Source organism: Aeromicrobium erythreum (genome assembly GCF_001509405.1).
Classification (GTDB): domain Bacteria; phylum Actinomycetota; class Actinomycetes; order Propionibacteriales; family Nocardioidaceae; genus Aeromicrobium; species Aeromicrobium erythreum.
Genome location: NZ_CP011502.1, coordinates 869,928 through 889,399 on the forward strand (window position 1 = coordinate 869,928; position 19,472 = coordinate 889,399).

The 19,472-nt window shown below is 71.2% G+C and carries 18 protein-coding genes and 3 tRNA genes; 9 read left to right on the plus strand and 12 right to left on the minus strand.

Annotated features, from left to right (window positions below; all coding sequences use genetic code 11):
* Window positions 1–342: 342 nt before the first annotated feature.
* From Aeryth_RS04195 to Aeryth_RS04215, 5 genes are all read right to left on the minus strand, one after another.
* Window positions 343–1,050 carry a hypothetical protein gene (locus Aeryth_RS04195; RefSeq protein WP_067855069.1) on the minus strand — a complete coding sequence of 236 codons (708 nt, stop codon included), beginning with the start codon at window positions 1,048–1,050 and terminating at the stop codon, window positions 343–345.
* A 63-nt stretch (window positions 1,051–1,113) separates the two neighbouring features.
* Window positions 1,114–1,560 (minus strand): hypothetical protein, encoded by a 447-nt coding sequence (locus tag Aeryth_RS04200; protein WP_067855072.1) that lies wholly within the window; start codon window positions 1,558–1,560, stop codon window positions 1,114–1,116.
* A 250-nt stretch (window positions 1,561–1,810) separates the two neighbouring features.
* Window positions 1,811–1,886, minus strand: a tRNA-Lys gene (locus Aeryth_RS04205).
* Window positions 1,887–1,935: 49 nt separating this feature from the next.
* Entirely contained in the window at window positions 1,936–3,597 is a 1,662-nt protein-coding gene (locus tag Aeryth_RS04210) for a phytoene desaturase family protein (protein WP_083516246.1), read from the minus strand.
* Between the two features lie 46 nt (window positions 3,598–3,643).
* A complete protein-coding gene (locus tag Aeryth_RS04215) occupies window positions 3,644–4,189 on the minus strand; it encodes a hypothetical protein (RefSeq protein WP_067855075.1) in 546 nt (181 codons plus the stop codon).
* A 125-nt stretch (window positions 4,190–4,314) separates the two neighbouring features.
* Here Aeryth_RS04215 and Aeryth_RS04220 point away from each other — a divergent pair, with 125 nt between their 5' ends.
* Window positions 4,315–6,051 (plus strand): glycerol-3-phosphate dehydrogenase/oxidase, encoded by a 1,737-nt coding sequence (locus Aeryth_RS04220; protein WP_067855080.1) that lies wholly within the window; start codon window positions 4,315–4,317, stop codon window positions 6,049–6,051.
* On the plus strand, window positions 6,051–6,833 hold the full coding sequence (locus tag Aeryth_RS04225) for a DUF4097 family beta strand repeat-containing protein (RefSeq protein ID WP_067855083.1): 783 nt from the start codon (window positions 6,051–6,053) through the stop codon (window positions 6,831–6,833). The genes Aeryth_RS04220 and Aeryth_RS04225 overlap by 1 nt, the downstream gene beginning before the upstream one ends.
* A gap of 682 nt (window positions 6,834–7,515) precedes the next feature.
* Here Aeryth_RS04225 and Aeryth_RS04230 read toward each other — a convergent pair.
* The 3 genes from Aeryth_RS04230 to orn form a co-directional block, all read right to left on the minus strand.
* A complete protein-coding gene (locus Aeryth_RS04230; protein ID WP_067855085.1) occupies window positions 7,516–7,719 on the minus strand; it encodes a cold-shock protein in 204 nt (67 codons plus the stop codon).
* A gap of 309 nt (window positions 7,720–8,028) precedes the next feature.
* Window positions 8,029–8,104 (minus strand) — tRNA-His (locus tag Aeryth_RS04235).
* Window positions 8,105–8,176: 72 nt separating this feature from the next.
* Entirely contained in the window at window positions 8,177–8,809 is a 633-nt protein-coding gene (gene orn / locus Aeryth_RS04240) for an oligoribonuclease (protein WP_067855089.1), read from the minus strand.
* A 150-nt stretch (window positions 8,810–8,959) separates the two neighbouring features.
* Between orn and Aeryth_RS04245 the strand changes: the two genes are divergently transcribed.
* Window positions 8,960–9,757 (plus strand): DsbA family protein, encoded by a 798-nt coding sequence (locus Aeryth_RS04245; protein ID WP_067855092.1) that lies wholly within the window; start codon window positions 8,960–8,962, stop codon window positions 9,755–9,757.
* A 49-nt stretch (window positions 9,758–9,806) separates the two neighbouring features.
* Here Aeryth_RS04245 and Aeryth_RS04250 read toward each other — a convergent pair whose 3' ends face one another.
* Window positions 9,807–10,166, minus strand: a complete 360-nt coding sequence (locus Aeryth_RS04250) for a fluoride efflux transporter FluC (RefSeq protein WP_067855095.1) — start codon at window positions 10,164–10,166, stop codon at window positions 9,807–9,809.
* Window positions 10,163–10,555 (minus strand): fluoride efflux transporter FluC, encoded by a 393-nt coding sequence (locus Aeryth_RS04255; protein WP_067855098.1) that lies wholly within the window; start codon window positions 10,553–10,555, stop codon window positions 10,163–10,165. The genes Aeryth_RS04250 and Aeryth_RS04255 overlap by 4 nt, the downstream gene beginning before the upstream one ends.
* 35 nt (window positions 10,556–10,590) lie before the next feature.
* Between Aeryth_RS04255 and Aeryth_RS04260 the strand changes: the two genes are divergently transcribed.
* Window positions 10,591–11,541: an aldo/keto reductase gene (locus Aeryth_RS04260; RefSeq protein ID WP_067855100.1), complete on the plus strand. Its 951-nt coding sequence runs from the start codon at window positions 10,591–10,593 to the stop codon at window positions 11,539–11,541.
* A 77-nt stretch (window positions 11,542–11,618) separates the two neighbouring features.
* Here the strand turns inward: Aeryth_RS04260 and Aeryth_RS04265 are convergent.
* Window positions 11,619–11,692, minus strand: a tRNA-Arg gene (locus Aeryth_RS04265).
* A gap of 86 nt (window positions 11,693–11,778) precedes the next feature.
* Here Aeryth_RS04265 and Aeryth_RS04270 point away from each other — a divergent pair.
* From Aeryth_RS04270 to ettA, 4 genes are all read left to right on the plus strand, one after another.
* On the plus strand, window positions 11,779–12,987 hold the full coding sequence (locus tag Aeryth_RS04270) for a PrsW family intramembrane metalloprotease (protein ID WP_144433658.1): 1,209 nt from the start codon (window positions 11,779–11,781) through the stop codon (window positions 12,985–12,987).
* Window positions 12,988–13,084: 97 nt separating this feature from the next.
* Entirely contained in the window at window positions 13,085–14,818 is a 1,734-nt protein-coding gene (locus Aeryth_RS04275) for a dynamin family protein (RefSeq protein ID WP_236749815.1), read from the plus strand.
* Window positions 14,815–16,476: a GTPase gene (locus Aeryth_RS04280; protein ID WP_083516247.1), complete on the plus strand. Its 1,662-nt coding sequence runs from the start codon at window positions 14,815–14,817 to the stop codon at window positions 16,474–16,476. Before Aeryth_RS04275 ends, Aeryth_RS04280 begins: the two co-directional genes overlap by 4 nt.
* 67 nt (window positions 16,477–16,543) lie before the next feature.
* Window positions 16,544–18,226, plus strand: a complete 1,683-nt coding sequence (gene ettA / locus Aeryth_RS04285) for an energy-dependent translational throttle protein EttA (RefSeq protein WP_067855106.1) — start codon at window positions 16,544–16,546, stop codon at window positions 18,224–18,226.
* A 78-nt stretch (window positions 18,227–18,304) separates the two neighbouring features.
* Here the strand turns inward: ettA and Aeryth_RS04290 are convergent, their stop codons facing one another.
* Window positions 18,305–18,796: a MarR family winged helix-turn-helix transcriptional regulator gene (locus Aeryth_RS04290; RefSeq protein WP_067855109.1), complete on the minus strand. Its 492-nt coding sequence runs from the start codon at window positions 18,794–18,796 to the stop codon at window positions 18,305–18,307.
* Window positions 18,797–18,924: 128 nt separating this feature from the next.
* Here Aeryth_RS04290 and Aeryth_RS04295 point away from each other — a divergent pair, with 128 nt between their 5' ends.
* Complete coding sequence (locus Aeryth_RS04295; protein WP_067855111.1) at window positions 18,925–19,458, plus strand: YceI family protein; 534 nt, start codon at window positions 18,925–18,927, stop codon at window positions 19,456–19,458.
* The last annotated feature ends 14 nt before the right edge of the window (window positions 19,459–19,472 follow it).

The following is a 19,472-nucleotide window of genomic DNA, read 5'->3' on the forward strand; positions in this document are numbered from 1 at the left end:
GCACATGTTCTCGATCCAGGTCGCGATCGCCAGGCGGAGGTGTAATTGGCTGTCCCCGCGTCGGCTACTAGAACGTTCTCTGCAGGATGATGAAGAAGGACTCCGCCTTGGCGTTGTCGCCGTCTCCATAGAATTGCGACGTCGCCAGAGGCCCTCGCCAGGCTCACCCCCGTCGAGATTGGGACGAACTACGTAGCCGCAGAGGCGGCCTAACCGCTACAACGCCTGAGTGTCAACAAGACTTGGGGCAGACCCGAACACCGAACCGACATGGGTGACCATCGTCACCGACGGCTCGTAGACACCCTGTCTTCTCGGACCGCCTGTCGCCGGGAGCGGGCCCTACTTCTGATTGAGCTTGGCGGGCCAGAAGTAGCGGCCGATCTTCTTCACCCGAACAGCTGCCTTCCGGCGGAATCGCCCGACGTCACGTCGGAAGGTTCTGGGTCGGCGACCGTTGTACCACTCGTTCTCCACCGACTCCGTCGGCCACCCCACAACCCGTCGCCAGCGCCGCCCGGACGAATCAGTGAAGCGGACGGCGACTGTAAGTCCCAGCATGAGTACCGAGCTGCCGGCTCTGTCCTTGAAGTGGGGAAGGAGGAGTACGACTGCCTTCGTCTCACCGGGCAACACGATCTGAACTCTGTCGTACGTGAAGCTTTTGACCGTCGCTCCACCGAGAGTCGCAATCTCGAAGTTGACCGTGGTGATGGGCTCGTCACTACCGTTCACAATCGCTGCGGTGTAAACGAGGGTGACTTGCTTGGGAACGATTGTCGACCGCATGGGGTTGCCGTGGGCAGCGGATCGGATCAGATACCCCCCGTGCTCCACATCGTCATGAACGAAGATGTCGAACACCTCAGGCGCGAACTCGGCGGGCTCATCGGGCTGAACATTTCCCGACCCATGATCTAGGGGATAGACCTGGCGCGCGGCGCGCTCCTCTCTCTCGCGGATGTTCCGCCGGTACAGGAACAGTGCCCAGACAAGTGCGAGCATCGTTCCGACCGCCGCCACCCAGTCGGCAAGGCTGCCCGCGTCCACTAGAGCACCCTACTTCGGAACAAGGGGCTCGTGATGTCGAGAATTCGAACCCCAGTTACCGGGCTACTTCCTTCGGCCTTCCGCGCTACGGCGGTGTGTGAGCCGCTGCAGCAGGGTGACAACGATCAGGATCACGCCGGCGATCGTTACGCCGATCGCGAGAACGGTGCCGAAGGCCTCCTCCCTCTCGTCGCGATACAAGTCGCTCACGATCGAGGAGTCGGCGGTCAGAAGGAGCGCGAAAGCGAAGCCCCAGTAGATGAGAGTGAGCCCGATGAAGAGCGAAAGGCGGTTCCAGAACCGGCTCTTGCCGTGACTCGTGACCATGTACAGCCGGACTGCTTCGTCGATCTGATCGCGCATCCGCTGCGCGGCAATCGAGTCAGTGGGAAGCTCCTTGAGGGTCTTCACCTCTTCGCGGATCAAGCTGAGTTGTCTTCGAGAGGAGGAGCCGATCGCTACCAAGGCAGGGAGGCCGAAGGTCACCAGTGCCACGAGGATCTGAGTCACGCACGCACCCTACTTCCGGCGACGTCCGGACTGAGGCGGATTGACACGTACCAGTTCCAGATAGCGGTCTAGTTGCAACCGGTCATGAGGTTGGCGCCTGGTCGTTGATGTGGAGAGAGCCTCGGGGGTGAGGCAGTCGATCGCTCTACCAGGATGTCGAGGCGGTCGAACTGTACCGTCCGCGAGTTATGTCGGCCTCAAGTAAAAGAAAGAGCCGAGGCTGCTATCGACTGCAATCTCGGCTCTTTCCTGGTACACCCCCACGGACTCGAACCGTGAACCCGCTGATTAAGAGTCAGCTGCTCTGCCAATTGAGCTAGGGGTGCTCGCGCTCAGAGAACATTACCAGCAGGGGTCCGGGAGCCGAAATCGGGGTCAGCGGCCGAGCAGCTCGAGGAGGGCGTGGGCGGCGTTGTGGCCCGCGATGCCGCTCACGGCGCCGCCACGTCGGGCGCCGCTGCCGCACAGCAGGATCCGGTCGTGGGCGGTCGCGACGCCCCACCGCTGCGCGGGGGTCTCGGCGGGCTCGTCGTCCTCGAGCCAGGGCCAGGCGAGGTCGCCGTGGAAGATGTGCCCGCCGGGCATGGCGAGGGCCTGCTCGACGTCGGCGGGCGTCTTGACCTCCACGCCGAGCACGAGCGGCTCGAGGGGTTCGGCGAGGTACGCGTCGATGGCGGTGAGGAACCGCCGGTACTCGCGCTCGGCGGCTCCGTCGTCGAGCAGGTTCTCGTAGGGGGTGTGCAGGCCGAACCAGGTGAGGGTCTGGGCGTCGGTCGCCGCCAGCTCGGGTCCGAGGATCGACCGGTCGGTGAGCGTGTGGCAGTACAGCTCGCCCGACGCGAACGGCTGCTCCCCGCGCTCGGCCGCGGCGTGCAGGGCCTCGACCTGGCTCATGGCCTCGTCGACGTGGAACGTCCCGGCGAACGCGACCGTCGGGTCGTCGCCGGAGCGGAGCCGGGGCAGGCGCGAGACGAGCAGGTTGATCTTGAGCTGGGAGCCGGACGGCCGGGGCAGGCCGGCCTGGTCGTCGGGCCACAGCAGCGCGTCGAGGGCGTGCGGCGCGATGCCGCTGAGCGCGTACGCGGCGCTGACGTGCAGGGGCCCGTCGTCGCCGACGGCGTCGACGACGACGCCGGCCTCCTCGCCGGGGTCTCCGCAGTCGCACGCCTCGCGCTCCTCGAGCTGCTTGACGCGCGTCACCGTGGCGCCGGTGAGGATCCGCACCCCCGCCTCCCGCGCCACGCGCTCCAGCTCGCCGGTCACCGCACCCATCCCGCCGACCGGCACGCGCCACTCGCCCGTCCCGTTGCCTACGAGGTGGTAGAGGAAGCAGCGGTTCTGCGCGAGGGACGGGTCGTGCAGCGACGCGAAGGTGCCGATGAGCCCGTCGGTGCCGACCACGCCGCGCACGACGTCGTCGGCGAAGCGACGCTCCAGCGCCTCGCCCAGCGGTCGCTCGACGACATCGGTCCACACGGGCTGGCCGGTGGCGGGCCCGAGGTCGCCGACCCGGGGGAGCGGCTGCAGCAGGGTGGGCGCGACGGCAGCGGCGAGTCCGCCGACCTCGCCGTAGAACGCCCGCCAGGCCTCGAACGCGTCGTCGTCGCCGGTGAGGGCGCGGAAGGACACCCGCGTGGCCTCGCCCTCGTCGGTCTCGACGAGCAGCCCGCGCGGCTCGCCGTCGCGCTCGTAGGGCGTGTAGGAGGCGGTGCCGCGCGAACGCAGCTCCAGGTCGAGCCCGAGCTCCCTCACGAGCGCCTCAGGCATGAGGCTGACGAGGTAGGAGTAGCGCGAGAGCCGCGCGTCGTGCTCGGGGAAGGTCCGGGCGCTGACCGCCGCGCCGCCCACGTGGTCGAGCCGCTCGAGCAGCACGACGTCGAGGCCGGCCCGGGCCAGGTAGGTCGCGGCGACGAGCGCGTTGTGGCCTCCGCCGAGCACCACGACGTCGGCCGTCTCCTCCCGCGACTCCGCGACCTCGTCGGAGGGCACCGCGTACCAGCCCGACCCCTCGGGCTGCGTGAACCACCTGCGCGTCATGGCGCCACTCTGGCAGAACGGGCGTCTCGCCCGCGCAGCGTCGGGGTCAGCCCTGGCAGAACAGCTGCCCGTACGGCCCGGCCGAGGAGCGCTGCTCCGTCACCCTGCCGTCGACCGTGATCGTGCACGTGATCGTCGCGCCGCTCGGTCCGGCCTGCATGAACATCTGCGCGTAGTCGGGTCGGCCGTACACGAGCGTGCTCATCGACCACGACGTCCCGACGCCGGTGACCGTGCCGCTCGGTCGGTCGCGGCTGGTCGGCACGAGGTAGCCGACGACGCCGATCGGCTCGCTCGACGTCGCACTCAGGGTGATGCGCCGGGCGCGGACGCTGAAGGAACCGCCACTGCCGGGAAGTCCGGCAGGCTCCTGCAACCCGGTCACCGAGCGGGGAGCGAGCCCCTTCGGCTCCGCGTCGGGGTCGGACGCGGCCGCCGACATCGACGGCGACGGGGTGGATCGGCTCAGGCCAGGACGCTCGACGCCCTGGTCGTCGGCGGCCGCGGCGTCGCGACCGCTCGCGCCGGACCCGCCCATCGGCACCAGCAGGGCCGCCAGCAGGGCGAGCCCTGCCAGGATCCCCACCGCCACGAAGGGGTGCCGTCGTATCGCGTCCACGGCTGCACAACGAGGGAGGCGGCACCGGGTTAGGCCGGGCGCACTGGCGCGGCGCCTCCCAGGGCGCACCGTGGAGGGGTCTCTGTTTGACTGGAGGCATGCGCCCCGTCCCTCTCTCGCCCCACGCCCGCCAGGCCGCCCTCGACGCGATGGAGGCCGCCCCGCTCGACGTCCTGGTCATCGGGGGAGGAGTCGTCGGCGCCGGCGCCGCCCTCGACGCCGCCACCCGCGGTCTCTCGGTCGGTCTGGTCGAGGCGCGCGACTTCGCGTCGGGCACGTCGAGCCGGTCCAGCAAGCTCATGCACGGCGGCCTGCGCTACCTGGAGATGCTCGACTTCCGGCTCGTCGCCGAGGCGTTGAAGGAACGCGGGCTGAACCTGCAGAAGCTCGCGCCGCACCTCGTGCAGGAGGTGGCCTTCCTGTACCCGCTGCAGCACCGCGGCTGGGAGCGCTTCTACGCCGGGTCCGGCGTCGCGCTGTACGACGCGATGAGCAAGGCGTCCGGCTACGGCAAGGGCGTGCCGCTGCACCGCCACCACACCCGCCGCGGGGCGCGCAAGATCTTCCCCGGCCTGCGCAAGGACGCGCTCGTCGGCGCGCTGCGCTACTACGACGCCCAGGTCGACGACGCCCGCCACACGATGTTCCTCGCCCGCACGTCCGCCGCCTACGGCGCGCACGTCGCCAGCCGGACCCGCGTCGTCGACCTGCTCCGCGAGGGCGGTCGCGTGGTCGGCGCCCGCCTCAAGGACCTCGAGTCCGGGCGCGAGCTCGACGTCCGCGCGTCGGTGGTGCTCAACGCGACCGGCGTCTGGACCGACGAGACGCAGGGGATGGCCGCCGAGCGCGGCCAGTTCCACGTGCGCGCCTCCAAGGGCATCCACCTCGTCGTGCCGCGCGACCGCATCCGCGGCGAGGGCGGGCTCATCCTGCGCACCGAGAAGTCCGTGCTCTTCGTCATCCCGTGGGGCCGGCACTGGATCATCGGCACCACCGACACCGACTGGGACCTCTCGAAGGACCATCCGGCGGCCAGCCGCAACGACATCGACTACCTCCTCGAGCACGTCAACCGCGTGCTGGTCGAGCCGCTGACCCACGCCGACGTCGAGGGCGTCTACGCGGGCCTGCGGCCGCTGCTGGCGGGCGAGGACGAGGCCACCAGCAAGCTCTCGCGCGAGCACGCCGTCTCCACCAGCGTCAAGGGCCTCGTGGTGATCGCGGGCGGCAAGTACACGACGTACCGGGTGATGGCCAAGGACGCCGTCGACGCTGCCGTGCACAGCATGACCCGCCAGCTCGACCGCGTCGTCCCGGCGTCGTGCACCGAGGACGTGCCGTTGCTCGGCGCCGACGGCTTCGAGGCGCTCTGGAACCAGCGGCACCGTTTGGCCGCCGACAGCGGACTCTCCGTCGCGCGCATCGAGCACCTGCTGCGACGCTACGGGTCCCTCGTCGTCGAGGTGCTCGACCTCGTCACCACCGACGCGACGCTCGGCGAGCCCCTCGGCGGCGCCGACGACTACCTGCGCGCCGAGGTCGTCTACGGCACGACCCACGAGGGCGCGCGTCACCTCGACGACGTCATCGCCCGTCGCACCCGCATCTCCATCGAGACCTTCGACCGCGGCACCGAGGTGGCCCGCGAGGTCGCCGACCTCATGGGCGACGCGCTGGGGTGGACGGGCGAGCAGCGCGACGTCGAGGTCGAGCACTACCTCAAGCGGGTCGCCGCCGAGCGCGAGTCGCAGACCATGCCCGACGACGAGACGGCCGACGCCGCCCGCATGGGGGCTCCTGACGTCGTGCCGGTCGCCACCGCCGACACGCCGTGATGCACGACCCGCCGCCGGGCGCCCTCGACGACGTGGGTGACCTGGAGGACGACCCGGGACCGTCGCCGCTCGTGCGGACGCTGCGGCCCGTGGTCATCACGGCCGTGCTCGCCGTCCTCGTGCTCGGCGGGTTCGCCCTCGCGTCGCACCTGTGGGGCGACACCCGCACCGAGACCGGCGAGCTCGACCTGGAGGGATCCGGACTCCTGCGGCTGCAGGCCGGGCCGACCGACGTGCGGGTCGTGCAGGGTGACGTCACGGTGCCTCGTTACGTGGCGCGCGTGACGAGCGGGCTCTTCGACACGCACTTCGAGGTCGAGCGGGTGGGCGGGGCGACCCGGCTCGAGGCCGCGTGCCGCCCCCTCCTGAGCCCGGGCTGCGGCGTCGACGTGACGATCACGGTGCCCGAGGGCACGGCCGTCGACCTCCTGACCGGGTCCGGCGACGTCGACGTCTCGGGACTCGACGGGGCGGTGGCCGTGCGGACCGGGTCGGGCGACGTGGAGGCCGAGCGGCTGCGCACGCAGGACCTCACCGTCCGCACCGGGTCGGGCGACGTCGAGGCGACGTTCGCCCGCCCGCCGTTCGCCGTCAAGGTCGCCACCGGCAGCGGCGACGTCGACCTCGGCCTCCCGCAGACACGCACGCCCTACGCCGTCGACGCACGCAGCGAGTCCGGCGAGGTCGACGACACCATCCCCGCCACCGACGCGCAGGACGCCCGCGTCGTACGCGTCAGGACGCAGTCCGGCGACGTCGAGGTCGAGCAGGACGGGTCGTAGGGGGCTCGGCTCCTGGTTGGGCTGCGGCTGCGTGGGCTGCGGTCGTCTCGTCCTGCTGGTGCGCTGCCTCGGCTGGCGCTGGGTGTGGTCTCCGAAAGGGCCTCGACCGGGCGGCTGGCGACCGCGCTGGTCTGGGGTCTCGGGCTGTGGCTTTTTGCGCGGGTGGACGCAAGATTCTGCGTTCGTGTGCGGGACTCCAATGCTTCTGCGTTGGCTACGGGATCCCGTCATCAACGCAGAAGCGTTCGACCTCGAGCGCACGAAGGAAGAATCGTGGGTGCCCTTGCGGGTGGGGTGGGCAGTGCTTCTCCCTTCTCGTGGCACGGTCCACGAGAAGGGAGAACCTCTGCCACGTCTGACCCTCCCGGCGGTGGATCCGCCACCTGTACAGCGCTGAGAAGGTGGCAGATCCACCGCCGACGACGATTCGGTGGTGAACCCACCGCTCGACCCTCAACACCGACCCGCAGCCCGAGAACCCAGCGCAGCGCGCCACCCAGCCGCCCGGTCGAGGCCCTTTCGGAGCGCAGGACGAGTCGAAGCCGCGCCGACGCAGCCCCACTCGACTGAGAAGCCGCGCCAACGCAGCCCCAGGTCGAGCGAGAACCGCCCCTGAACGCGACGACGCCCCCACCGCACGCGGTGGGGGCGTCGTGTGACTCGTCAGGGTGACGAGCTGAGATCAGAGCGGGCGGATGTTGGCCGCCTGCAGGCCCTTCTGGCCCTGCTCGACGTCGAACTCGACCTTCTGGTTCTCCTCGAGCGAGCGGTAGCCGCTCGCCTGGATGGCGCTGAAGTGGGCGAAGACGTCCTCGCCACCCTGGTCGGGGGCGATGAAGCCGAAGCCCTTGTCAGCGTTGAACCACTTCACAGTTCCGGTAGCCATATGTTTCTCCTTCGGTGGTGCGCATGCGCGTGTCGCATGCGACGGGTGTCGCGACGCGCATCAACCGGGAGAAGCTGGAGCGACCGGGGGGACCCGGCGCGCTCGATCTTTCTGGCACAACTAACGCCTACAACTGACACCCACCCTACACGTCCGGACGAGGAGGACGCACCCCGTGCCAGGCGGGTCGGGTCGATCGCTGCGAGGGGGTGCAGGAGGGGCGGGGAGCGGCCGTCGCGCCGCCCGGACGCGGACGAGGCGCGACCCGCGCCGAGGTGGACACCTCGGGCGGCTCGCGCCTCGGTCACATGGGGTGGACGACGGGACTTGAACCCGCGGCCACCGGCACCACAAGCCGGTGCTCTACCAACTGAGCTACGCCCACCATGCGTGGCGGCAGGCCGTCACGACGCGGACGATCATAGCCCACGTCGCGCGCGGCCCCGCCGGTGCCCCGTCACGACTCCTCGGAGCCCTCCAGACGGCCGAGGGTCGAGCTGGCCGCGACCTCGGCGGCGAGCGCGCGGGCCGCCTCCGTCTCGGGCCCGGGATCGCCGACGAAGACGGCGCGGCGGTAGTAGCGCAGCTCGTCGATGCTCTCGGCGATGTCGGCCAGCGCACGGTGGTGCCCGGCCTTCGCGGGAGCCGCGAAGTAGGCACGGGGGAACCACTGGCGGGCGAGCTCCTTGATCGACGACACGTCGATGACGCGGTAGTGCAGGAAGCCCTCCAGCTCGACCATGTCGCGGGCGAGGAACGTCCGGTCGGTGCCGACCGTGTTGCCCGCGAGCGGCGCCTTGCGCGGCTCCTTCACGTGCTCGCGGACGTAGGCGAGCACCTGCTCCTCGGCGTCGCGCAGCGTCGTGCCGGCCTCGAGCTCGGTGATCAGCCCGGAGGCGGTGTGCATGCGCGTCACCACGTCGTTCATCTGCTCCAGCGCCTGCGCCGGGGGCTTGATGACGAGGTCGACGCCCTGCCCCAGCACGTTGAGCTCGTAGTCGGTGACGAGCGCCGCCACCTCCACCAACGCGTCGGTCTCGAGGGAGAGCCCGGTCATCTCGCAGTCGATCCACACCAGTCTGTCGTTCACGCGACCGACCCTAGGCCACCGTGACAGCCCCAGCCGCCCAGCCCGGGTAGCCTTCCAGGGAACCGACGGGGCGCGGTCTTCGTTGTGCCCCTCGAACGACGGGCGCACGCGTCCCGTCCTGTCCCAGACGCCGCACAGGAGCCAGACCACGTGAGCAACGACCGCAAGCAGCGAGCCGAGCAGATGCGCAAGGAGCGCGAGAAGGCCGACAAGCGCCAGCGCAACGTCATCACGATCGCGATCGTCGCCGTCGTCATCGCCCTCGTCGGCGTCGGCGGCTACGCCGTGAAGTCGACGGCCGACAAGAACGCCAAGAGCACCGACCTCGTCGCGCCGAAGAACACGAAGGACTACGGCATCGTCTACGACCAGGCGGCCGCCGAGTCCGCCGACGGTGGCGCCTCCGACGGTGGCGCCGCGTCCGGCGACGCCAAGCCGGTCAGCGTCGAGGTGTACGAGGACTTCCAGTGCCCCGTGTGCCAGCAGTTCGAGCAGGTCGCCGGTCCGATGCTCAAGCAGCAGGTGGCATCGGGCGAGATCGCGCTCACCTACAAGCCGTTCTCCTTCCTCGACGAGAATGGTGGCAGCACCAACGACTACTCCAAGCGCGCCACCAACGCCGCGCTCTGCGCCCTCGACGCCGGCGGCGTCGACGACTACGTCAAGGTCCACGACTTCCTGTACGCCAACCAGCCGCAGGAGGGCACGGCCGGTCCCGAGAACGCCAAGCTCGTGGAGGACCTCAAGAGCCTCGGCATCACCGGGGCGGGCATCGACTCGTGCGTGAAGTCCGAGAAGTTCGTGCCGTGGGTCGTCAAGGCCAAGGAGGTCGCGCAGGACAGCGACCGCAAGATCAGCGGCACGCCGACGGTGTTCGTCGACGGCAAGAAGCTCGACGACTTCAGCCCCGCCACGATCCAGAAGGCGGTCGAGGAGGCCAAGGCCTGACCCGGCTCCTCCCGCGCACGGCCCTCGCACCCTCGGTGCGGGGGCCGTGTCACGTCAGCAGCAGGCCCAGCCACGCCGCCGCGACGCACACGACGGCGGTGCCCACCGCGTGGGCGACGGCCCGGCCGCCCCGGCCGCGGAGCGCCAGGCGGGCGGAGTCGAGGCTCGCGGTGCTGAACGTCGTGTAGCCGCCGAGGAACCCCGTGGCCACGACCGTCCGGGCGGCGCCGTCGTCGAGCAGCCCGACGGCCAGCCCGATGAGGAACGACCCGGTGACGTTCACCGCGACGATGCCCCACGGGAACCGCCCGGACGAGCGCTGGCCGACCCAGGTGTCGACGAGCAGCCGCAGCACCGAGCCCGCGCCGCCGGCGACCGCCACCGCACCGGCGAGCAGCGCGCCTGTCACCGTGCACCCCGGACCCGCAGGGCGCGGCCGACGGCGAGCCCGCCCACCGACGCCGCGAAGCCGCCCGCGACGGTCGCCAGGAGGTAGACGAGGGCGTCGGCGGGTCGCCCGTCGGCGAGCAGGCCCTGGGTGTCCAGAGCGAAGGCGCTGTAGGTCGTGAAGCCGCCCATCAGGCCGGTGCCGAGCAGCAGGCGGGTGCGCGACGAGGCGACGGTGGCGGTCAGGACGCCGAGCAGGAACGCCCCGAGCAGGTTGACGCCGAGGATGCCGACCGGCAGTCCGTCGACCGGGTCGACGGACGCGGCCACGCCGTAACGGACCAGCGTGCCGACCGCTCCGCCGGCGGCCACCAGCGCCACTGCGTCCGGACGTGGCCAGGTCGTCGCCATGCTCGGACTCTACGACCCGCGGATAGGTTCGTCCCATGGACGTCTCACGGCTCGTGCTCGGCACCATGTACCTCGGCACCCGGACGGACGAGGCGACGTCGCGGGCGCTGCTCGACCGCTTCCTCGACGCCGGCGGACGCACCCTCGACACCGCCAACTGCTACGCCTTCTGGGTCGACCCGAGCGGGCACGGGGGAGCGAGCGAGCGCGTCATCGGCGGCTGGCTCGCGGCGGAGCCGTCGCGTCGCGACCGGGTCGAGCTGGCCACGAAGGTCGGTGTCGAGCCGCTCGACGTGCCCCGCCGGGACGGTCATCCCGTCGAGGGGCTCTCGGCCGAGGTCGTGCGAGCCGGCTGCGAGGCGAGCCTGCGTCGTCTCGGGATCGACGTGATCGACCTGTACTGGGCGCACGGCGAGGACCGGGGGACGCCGCTGGAGGAGACGGTGGAGGCGTTCGGGTCGTTGGTCGCCGCCGGCGCGGTGCGACGGCTGGGCGTCTCCAACCACCCGACCTGGCGGGTGGAGCGGGGCAGGGCCCTCGCCGAGGCGCGCGGGCTCGAGCCGTGGACGGCCCTGCAGCTCACGACGTCGTACGTGCACCCGCGGCCCGGCGCGGCGGTGGAGGGCAAGGACCACCGGTTCGGCTTCGTCACCGACGAGACCGTCGACTACGTCAGCGAGCACCCCGACGTCGAGCTGTGGGCGTACTCGCCGCTCGTGCGGGGCGCGTACGACCGGCCCGACCGTCCGTTCCCGCAGGCCTACCGTCACCTGGGCACGGAGCGACGTCTGGCGGTGCTGGACGACGTCGCACAGGCGCACGGCGTGGCGCGGTCGGTCGTCGTGCTGGCCTGGCTGCTGGCGTCGCGGCCCGAGGTGCGTCCGATCCTCGGCGTCAGCTCGGTGGAGCAGCTCGAGTCGGCCCTGCGCGTCGCCGACGTCGACCTCGCGCCCGACGAGCTCGCCGCCCTCGACGCCCCTGCGTGACGAGACGAGTCTGCGACGCGCGGATGAGAAGGGGTTCTGCTCTTCGATCTGAGCACCCGGGGAGGACTCGGTGTGAGCGCCCCCGGCAGGAATCGAACCTGCGACCCGAAGATTAGAAGGCTTCTGCTCTATCCATCTGAGCTACGGGGGCCCGCCCCCACCCTAGTGCCACCGAATCGGGGGGACGTGACGCGTGCCGTGGGGCGCGGGGCGACGCGTTCCCCTAGGCTCCGGGGGGTGAGCCAGCCACACGCGCAGGAGGCCGCGCCGGAGGTGGCGGGCCGCGGGACGATCCCCCGACGGATGCCCCGGTACGTCGAGCGTCCGCGTCAGCGGGGACGCACCGTGCTGATCGTGCTCACGGGCATCGGCGTGGCACTGGGCCTGGTCGAGGTCGTCGTGGTCGCCGCGGGTGCGGAGGCGCTCGAGGGCGCGCGCCTGGCCATCATCTACGCGCTGGTGCCGCTGCCGGTGCTGTGGTTCGTGTACTGGTGGCTCGACCGCTACGAGCCGGAGCCGCGTCGCTACAAGGTGGCCGCGTTCGTGTGGGGCGGTGTCGGTGCGGTCGGCATCGCGCTCGCCGTGCAGGTGCTGCTGGGGGAGACGACCGACCTGACGCAGAAGGAGCTGGCGACGTTCGTCGCCCCGGCGAGCGAGGAGCCCGCCAAGGGGTTGTTCCTGCTCCTGACGTTCCTGCGCTGGCGCCGCATCATCGACGGGTTCCTGGACGGCCTGATCGTGGCCGGTCTCGTGGGTCTGGGCTTCGCGTTCGTCGAGAACATCGGCTACTACGCGCTCAGCTACGCCGGCGGACCCGACGTGCCGATCGCCGGCGCCGAGGGTGCGGCCGGGACGTTCGTCGTCCGCGGGATCGCCAGCCCGTTCGCCCACCCGCTCTTCCTGTCGGCGTTCGGCATCGCGCTCGGCCTGGCCGTCGGCATCCGCTCGAAGGTGCTGAAGGTGCTGGTCGGCACCCTCGGTCTCGCGATCAGCATGGCCCTGCACGGGCTCTGGAACGGGTCCGCGTCGTACTTCGGGGGCGTGGGCTTCGCGCTCACCTACGTCGCGCTGTTCGTCCTGTTCGTCACGCTCGCCGTCGTCGCGATCGTGGCGCGCTCGCGCCAGGTGCGGACCCTCGAGCGCTCGTTGTCCTACGTCGCCGAGCGCGGCTGGATCCACCCGGCGGAGATCCCGTACCTCTCGCGCTTCGGCTACCGCAAGCAGGCCCGCCGGCACGCCCGCCGTCACCACGGCCGCGTGGCCGGACGGATCGTGCGCCGCTACCAGCGCCTCGCCACGGAGATGGCCTTCCTGCACGACGCGATCATGCGCGGACAGACGAAGCCGCACGGCGTCGAGCGCACCTACGCGTTGCTCGACGCGATGTACGGGCTGCGACCCGCGCTCCGCTTCCCCCCGCCCCTGCCCGTCGCGCACCGACGGTGACGCGACGCGGACGCACCGTGGTCACGCAGAGTCCACTACCGTGTCCCTTGACCCCGCGGAACAGCCGCAACGACACGTCGAGACGGGAGGAGCACCGGTGCCCAGCGAACACGCCTCGGCCGAGCTGCTGGGAGCGCTGAGCAAGCTCCTCACCGACGTCACGGCGGCCCCCCTCGCGCTCGAGGTCCCGGGTGTCGACGAGGTGCGTTCCACGCGGGCCGAGATGGTCGACCAGCTGTCCGACTACGTCATCCCGCGGCTCGTGCAGCTCGAGGCTCCGCTGTTGACGGTCGTGGGCGGGTCCACGGGCGCCGGCAAGTCGACGCTGGTCAACTCGCTCGTGGGGGAGCAGGTCACCCAGTCCGGCGTCCTGCGCCCGACCACGCGCTCGCCGGTGCTGGTGCACCACCCCGACGACGCGGAGTGGTTCCAGCCCGACCGCATCCTGCCCGAGCTGCCCCGCACCAAGGCGGTCACCAACGACGTCTACGCCCTGCGCCTGGCGCCCTCCACGGGGGTCCCGCGCGGCCTGGCGATCCTCGACGCGCCAGACATCGACTCGATCGACGCAGCCAACCGCGAGCTGGCGACGCAGCTGCTCGCGGCCGCCGACCTGTGGCTGTTCGTCACCTCGGCCGCGCGCTACGCCGACCAGGTGCCGTGGGACTACCTCGGGCGCGCCGCGGAGCGCAGCACGTCGGTGGCGGTCGTCCTCGACCGCACCCACGCCGACGCGGTCGTGGAGGTGCGAGGCCATCTCGCGCGCATGATGACGTCGCGCGGGCTGTCGGACTCCCCGCTCTTCACGGTGCCGGAGTCGGCGGTCGGCGAGGACGGCCTGCTGCCGCGCGAGGCCGTCGAGCCGATCCGCGGCTGGCTGCGCGACCTCGCGGCCGACCCCGAGGGTCGATCGGCCGTCGTCTTCGGCACGCTCGACGGCGCCGTGCGCCACAACGTGCTGCGCTCGCACGTCGTCGCCGACGGGCTCGACGAGCAGCTCGCCGCCGCACGTCAGCTGCACGACGACGCCACCCGCACCTACGCCGAGGCGGTCGACCTGCTGCGCCGGGCCACCGCCGACGGCACGGTCATGCGCGGCGAGGTGCTGACCCGCTGGCAGGAGTTCGTCGGCAACGGCGAGCTGCTGCGCTCCGTCGAGGAGCGCGTGAGCCGGATCCGCGACCGGCTCGTCGACCAGGTCACCGGCAAGCGCACCCGCTCCGCGGAGGTCAGCGAGGCGGTCGAGTCGGGGCTGCAGACCCTCCTCGTGGAGCAGCTCGAGGCGGCCGCGGAGGCGGTGTACCGCTCCTGGTCCTCGGTCGGAGCCGGCCGTGCGCTGATCGCCTCCGAGCGCGGTCTCGACCGCGCCTCCCGCGACGTCCGCGTCAAGGCCGAGCGGCTCGTCCGCGACTGGCAGGCCGAGGTGCTGGAGCTCGTCCGCGCCGAGGGCTCTGACAAGCGCCTCACCGCGAAGTTCCTCGCCTTCGGCGTCAACGGCATCGGCGTCGCGCTCATGGTGCTGGTGTTCGTCAGCGGCTCCGCGGGTCTTACCGGCGCCGAGGTCGGCGTCGCCGGCGGCACCGCCGTCGTCGCCCAGAAGCTGCTCGAGGCGATCTTCGGCGACCAGGCGGTCCGCCGCCTCGCCGAGCGCGCCCACACGTCGCTGGTCACCGCGGTCGAGGCGCTCGCGACGGCGGAGAGCCGGCGCTACCTCGACCTCGTGAGCGACCCGGCCGTGATCGAGGCCTCCCAGGCCCGGCTGCGCGACGCCGCGCGCCGGGCCGAGTACGCACGTCACATCGACTTCCTGGACGGAGAGACCGCCTCATGAGCGAGCGCCCCGGACCTGTCGCGCGCGCGACCTCGGCGCTGTTCGGCGGCGAGCGCAACGACGTCGCCGCCCGCCTCGACGGCCTCGGCGAGGCGGTCGAGGCCGCCCGGGGCCGTCTCGACGACACCCTGCTGGACCCCGCCGCGGCGCTCGCCGAGCGGGCCTCGGAGCGGCTGCGGCTCTCCGGCGAGCACACGATCGTGGCGCTCGCGGGTGCCACGGGCTCGGGCAAGTCCTCGCTCTTCAACTGCCTGACCGACCTCGAGCTCGCCGGCGTCGGCGTGCGCCGTCCGACGACGTCGTGGGCCCTCGCGTGCTCGTGGGGACCCGACGGCGCGCAGGAGCTGCTCGAGTGGATGGGCATCCCCGCGCGCCACCAGGTGTCGCGCATGAGCATGCTCGACCGCTCGTCCGCCGACACGAAGCTCGACGGGCTCGTCCTGCTCGACCTGCCCGACCACGACTCCACCGAGGTCTCCCACCACCTCGAGATGGACCGGCTCGTCCAGTACGCCGACCTCCTCATCTGGGTCCTCGACCCGCAGAAGTACGCCGACGCGGCCATCCACGACCGCTACATCCGGCCGATGGCGGCCTACCGCGACGTCACGCTCGTCGTGCTCAACCAGATCGACCGCATCCACTTCTCCGAGCGGGAGCGGGCGCTGGGCGACGTGCGCGCCATCCTCGACCGCGAGGGTCTGCCGGGCGTGCCGGTCCTCGGCGTCTCCGCGCACCGCGGCGACGGGGTCGACGACCTCAAGCGCGAGCTCGCGCGCCGCATCCGCGCGAAGGCCTCCGCCAAGGAGCGCCTCGCGCAGGACATCGCGGCGTCGGCGGCGGGCATCGTCACGGTCGGGGGCCGCAGCGACATCCCGGGCATCACCGACATCGACCGCCAGGCGCTCGACCTCGCCCTGCTCGACAGCGTCGGCGCACCGCAGCTCGTCGAGGCGGTGGAGGCCTCGACGCTGCGCACCGCGCGCCGCCACACCGGCTGGCCGCCGCTGCGCTGGGTCGGACGCCTGCGCAAGGACCCGCTGCGCGAGCTCGGGATCGACCCCGACGGCTCCATCGCCTCGCTCTCGCGTGCCGTGCGGCCCTCGGTCGGGCACGTCCAGCGCGCCCAGGCCGAGTCGGCCGTGCGCGAGATCTCCGAGAAGGCGGCCGTCGGCCTCGAGCGACCCTGGCGCGACGCCGTGCGCGAGGCGTCGGTGAGCACGAGCGCCGACGTCGTGCGCGAGCTCGACGAGACCGTCGACCGCATCGACCTCGGCCTGTCCCGCACGCCGTTCTGGTGGCGCGCGGTCGACGTGCTGCAGTGGCTCGCGTTCGCGGCGCTCGTGGTCGGCGTCGGCTGGGGAGCCGTCGAGCTGCTCAGCGGCCTCGTGGGCTGGGAGGTGGGTGACGCGCCGGTCGTGGCAGGCACCTCGCTGCCGCTGCTGCTCCTCCTCGGCGGGCTGGTCGGCGGCGTGCTGCTGGCCGCGCTGTCCCGTGCCGCGGTGCGGACCAGTGCCCGGCGGCGGGCGCAGCAGGCCGACGCGACGCTGCGTCGCGCCGTCGCCGAGGTCTCCGAGCAGAAGGTCGTCGCGCCGCTGCAGGCCGAGCTCGACCGCTACGAGCGCTACCGCTCGGGCATCCTGCGCGCCCTGGGCTGAGGCCACGGAGGCCGCGGACCACCGCGAGGCGCGGCACGTCGGCCGCCGTCGGTAGGCTGGGTGCCCTATGGCTGACTACGTTCTCTCCCTGCGCAACGTCCGCAAGGCCCACGGCGACAAGGTCGTCCTCGACGACGTGACCCTCTCGTTCCTGCACGGCGCCAAGATCGGCGTCGTGGGGCCGAACGGCATGGGCAAGTCCTCGCTCCTCAAGCTCATGGCCGGCCTCGACCAGCCGAACAACGGCGACATCGTCCGTGACCCCGAGGCCACCGTCGGCATGCTCCAGCAGGAGCCGCCCCTCACGGAGGGCAAGACCGTCCTGGAGAACGTCGAGGAGGCGGTCTCGGAGGTCAAGGACAAGATGAAGCGCCTCGAGGAGGCGTACGCCGAGATGGGCGAGCCCGACGCCGACTACGACGCCCTCATGGCCGAGACCGGCGACCTGCAGACCTTCCTCGACAGCGTCAACGCGTGGGACCTCGACTCGCGCCTCGACCAGGCCATGGACGCGCTGCGCTGCCCGCCGCCGGACGAGCTCGTCGACCACCTCTCCGGTGGTGAGCGCCGCCGCGTGGCGCTGTGCAAGCTCCTGCTCCAGCAGCCCGACCTGCTGCTCCTCGACGAGCCCACCAACCACCTCGACGCCGAGTCGGTGCAGTGGCTCGAGGGGCACCTCAAGACCTACCCGGGCGCCGTCCTGGCCGTCACCCACGACCGCTACTTCCTCGACAACGTCGCCGAGTGGATCGCCGAGGTCGACCGCGGCCGCATCCACGGCTACGAGGGCAACTACTCCACCTACCTGGAGACGAAGAAGGAGCGCCTCAAGATCGAGGGCGCGAAGGACGCCAAGCGCGCCAAGATGCTGGAGAAGGAGCTCGACTGGGTCCGCTCCAACGCCAAGGGCCGTCAGGCCAAGAGCAAGGCGCGTCTGGCCCGCTACGAGGAGCTCGCGGCCGAGGCCGAGCGCGCCCGCAAGATCGACACGAGCGAGATCAACATCCCCGCCGGTCCGCGCCTCGGCGACGTCGTGCTCGACGCGAAGAGCCTCAGCAAGGGCTTCGAGGGCCGCACGCTGTGGGACGACATCAGCTTCTCGCTGCCGCGCGCCGGCATCGTCGGCGTCGTCGGCCCGAACGGCGTCGGCAAGACCACCCTCTTCCGCATGATCACCGGCAACGAGGTGCCCGACGCAGGGACCCTCGAGGTCGGCCAGACGGTCAAGATCTCCTACGCCGACCAGAGCCGGGGCAGCATCGCCGCCGACAAGAACGTCTGGGAGGTCGTCTCCGACGGGCTCGACTTCATCAAGGTCGCGAACTTCGAGATGAACAGCCGCGCCTACGTGGCCTCCTTCGGCTTCAAGGGCGCCGACCAGCAGAAGAAGGCCGGCGTGCTGTCCGGTGGTGAGCGCAACCGCCTCAACCTCGCGCTGACCCTCAAGCAGGGCGGCAACCTGCTGCTGCTCGACGAGCCCACCAACGACCTCGACGTCGAGACCCTGTCCTCGCTCGAGGACGCGCTGCTCGACTTCCCGGGCTGCGCCGTCGTCACGTCGCACGACCGCTGGTTCCTCGACCGCATCGCCACGCACATCCTGGCGTGGGAGGGCACCGAGGACGAGCCGGGCCGCTGGTTCTGGTTCGAGGGCAACTTCGCGTCCTATGAGGAGAACAAGATCGAGCGACTCGGCGAGGAGGCGGCGCGACCGCACCGCGTCACGCACCGTCGCCTCACCCGCGACTGAGCACTCCCATCATGCGAGACGCCGACGCCCCTTCCTGGCTCAGGAAGGGGCGTCGGTGACTCGAGGCGGGGCCCGACGTCAGAAGCCGCGACCCTCGAGGCCGGTGCGGACGGCCTCCAGGACCCGCCCGACGGCGGCGAGGTCCTCGCGGCTGCAGCGTGCGACGAGGTAGTCGTGGACGCCGCGCACGTGGGTGTGGGCGGCCTGGGCGAGCACGTCGTGGCCGTGGTCGGTGAGCACGGCGCTCACGCCGCGACCGTCGGTGCAGCTCGCGGCACGGCGCACGATGCCGTCACGCTCGAGCCGCGCGATGGTGTGGGTGATGCGGCTGCGCGAGTGCGAGACGGCGGAGGCGAGCTCGGCCATGCGGATCGAGCGGTCCTCGGCCTCGGACAGGCGGACGAGGATCTCGTACTCGGCCATCGAGAGGTCGTGCGCGGCGCGCAGGTCGCGGTCGAGCTGGTCGAGGAGCACCGTCGAGCCGCCGAGGTAGGAGCGCCACCACCGCTGCTGCTCGGTGTCGAGCCAGGGCGTCGTGTCCGAGTTCTCGTCGATGGGGGCGCTGGTCATGGGGCACATCCTAGGTTCGTGGCGAGGCAGTCCAGGAGAGGGTGTTGATTGAGGCTTCAACTACATGGTAGCGTCTTCCTCGTTGACGGCTCAACCACGAGCCGCACCCCGACTTCAGGAGACACCTCATGAGCATCACCACCGGCACCTGGAACCTCGACCCCACGCACACCGAGATCGGCTTCGCCGTGCGTCACATCATGAGCAAGGTCCGCGGGAAGTTCGAGACCTTCGAGGGCTCGATCGTCAGCGCCGACCCGATCAGCGACTCGAAGGTCAGCGTCGAGGTCGACCTCTCCTCGATCAACACGGGCACCGCCGACCGTGACAACCACCTGCGCTCGAGCGACTTCTTCGACACCGAGACGCACCCGAAGATGACCTTCACCAGCACCGGCGTCGTCCAGAAGTCCGACGAGTCCTTCGTCGTCAACGGCGACCTCACGATCAAGGGCGTCACCAAGCCCCTGCAGCTCGACGTCGACTTCCTCGGCGAGGGCAAGGACCCGTGGGGCGGCACGCGCGTCGGCGTCGAGGCCACCGGCGAGATCAGCCGCAAGGAGTTCGGCATCGACTTCAACATCCCGCTCGAGGGCGACAAGGTCATGATCGGCGACAAGATCACCATCACGATCAACGCGGAGGCCGTGCTCGAGGCCTGAGCCCGCACCGCACC

Excerpts from the sequence above, each read along its gene's own strand:
- Aeryth_RS04280 (WP_083516247.1), top strand. The coding sequence starts at position 14,815 with ATGAGCGAGCGCCCCGGACCTGTCGCGCGCGCGACCTCGGCGCTGTTC.
- Aeryth_RS04295 (WP_067855111.1), top strand. The coding sequence starts at position 18,925 with ATGAGCATCACCACCGGCACCTGGAACCTCGACCCCACGCACACCGAG.
- Aeryth_RS04225 (WP_067855083.1), top strand. The coding sequence starts at position 6,051 with ATGCACGACCCGCCGCCGGGCGCCCTCGACGACGTGGGTGACCTGGAG.
- ettA (WP_067855106.1), top strand. The coding sequence starts at position 16,544 with ATGGCTGACTACGTTCTCTCCCTGCGCAACGTCCGCAAGGCCCACGGC.
- Aeryth_RS04290 (WP_067855109.1), bottom strand. The coding sequence starts at position 18,796 with ATGACCAGCGCCCCCATCGACGAGAACTCGGACACGACGCCCTGGCTC.
- Aeryth_RS04230 (WP_067855085.1), bottom strand. The coding sequence starts at position 7,719 with ATGGCTACCGGAACTGTGAAGTGGTTCAACGCTGACAAGGGCTTCGGC.
- Aeryth_RS04255 (WP_067855098.1), bottom strand. The coding sequence starts at position 10,555 with ATGGCGACGACCTGGCCACGTCCGGACGCAGTGGCGCTGGTGGCCGCC.
- Aeryth_RS04220 (WP_067855080.1), top strand. The coding sequence starts at position 4,315 with ATGCGCCCCGTCCCTCTCTCGCCCCACGCCCGCCAGGCCGCCCTCGAC.
- Aeryth_RS04210 (WP_083516246.1), bottom strand. The coding sequence starts at position 3,597 with ATGACGCGCAGGTGGTTCACGCAGCCCGAGGGGTCGGGCTGGTACGCG.
- Aeryth_RS04260 (WP_067855100.1), top strand. The coding sequence starts at position 10,591 with ATGGACGTCTCACGGCTCGTGCTCGGCACCATGTACCTCGGCACCCGG.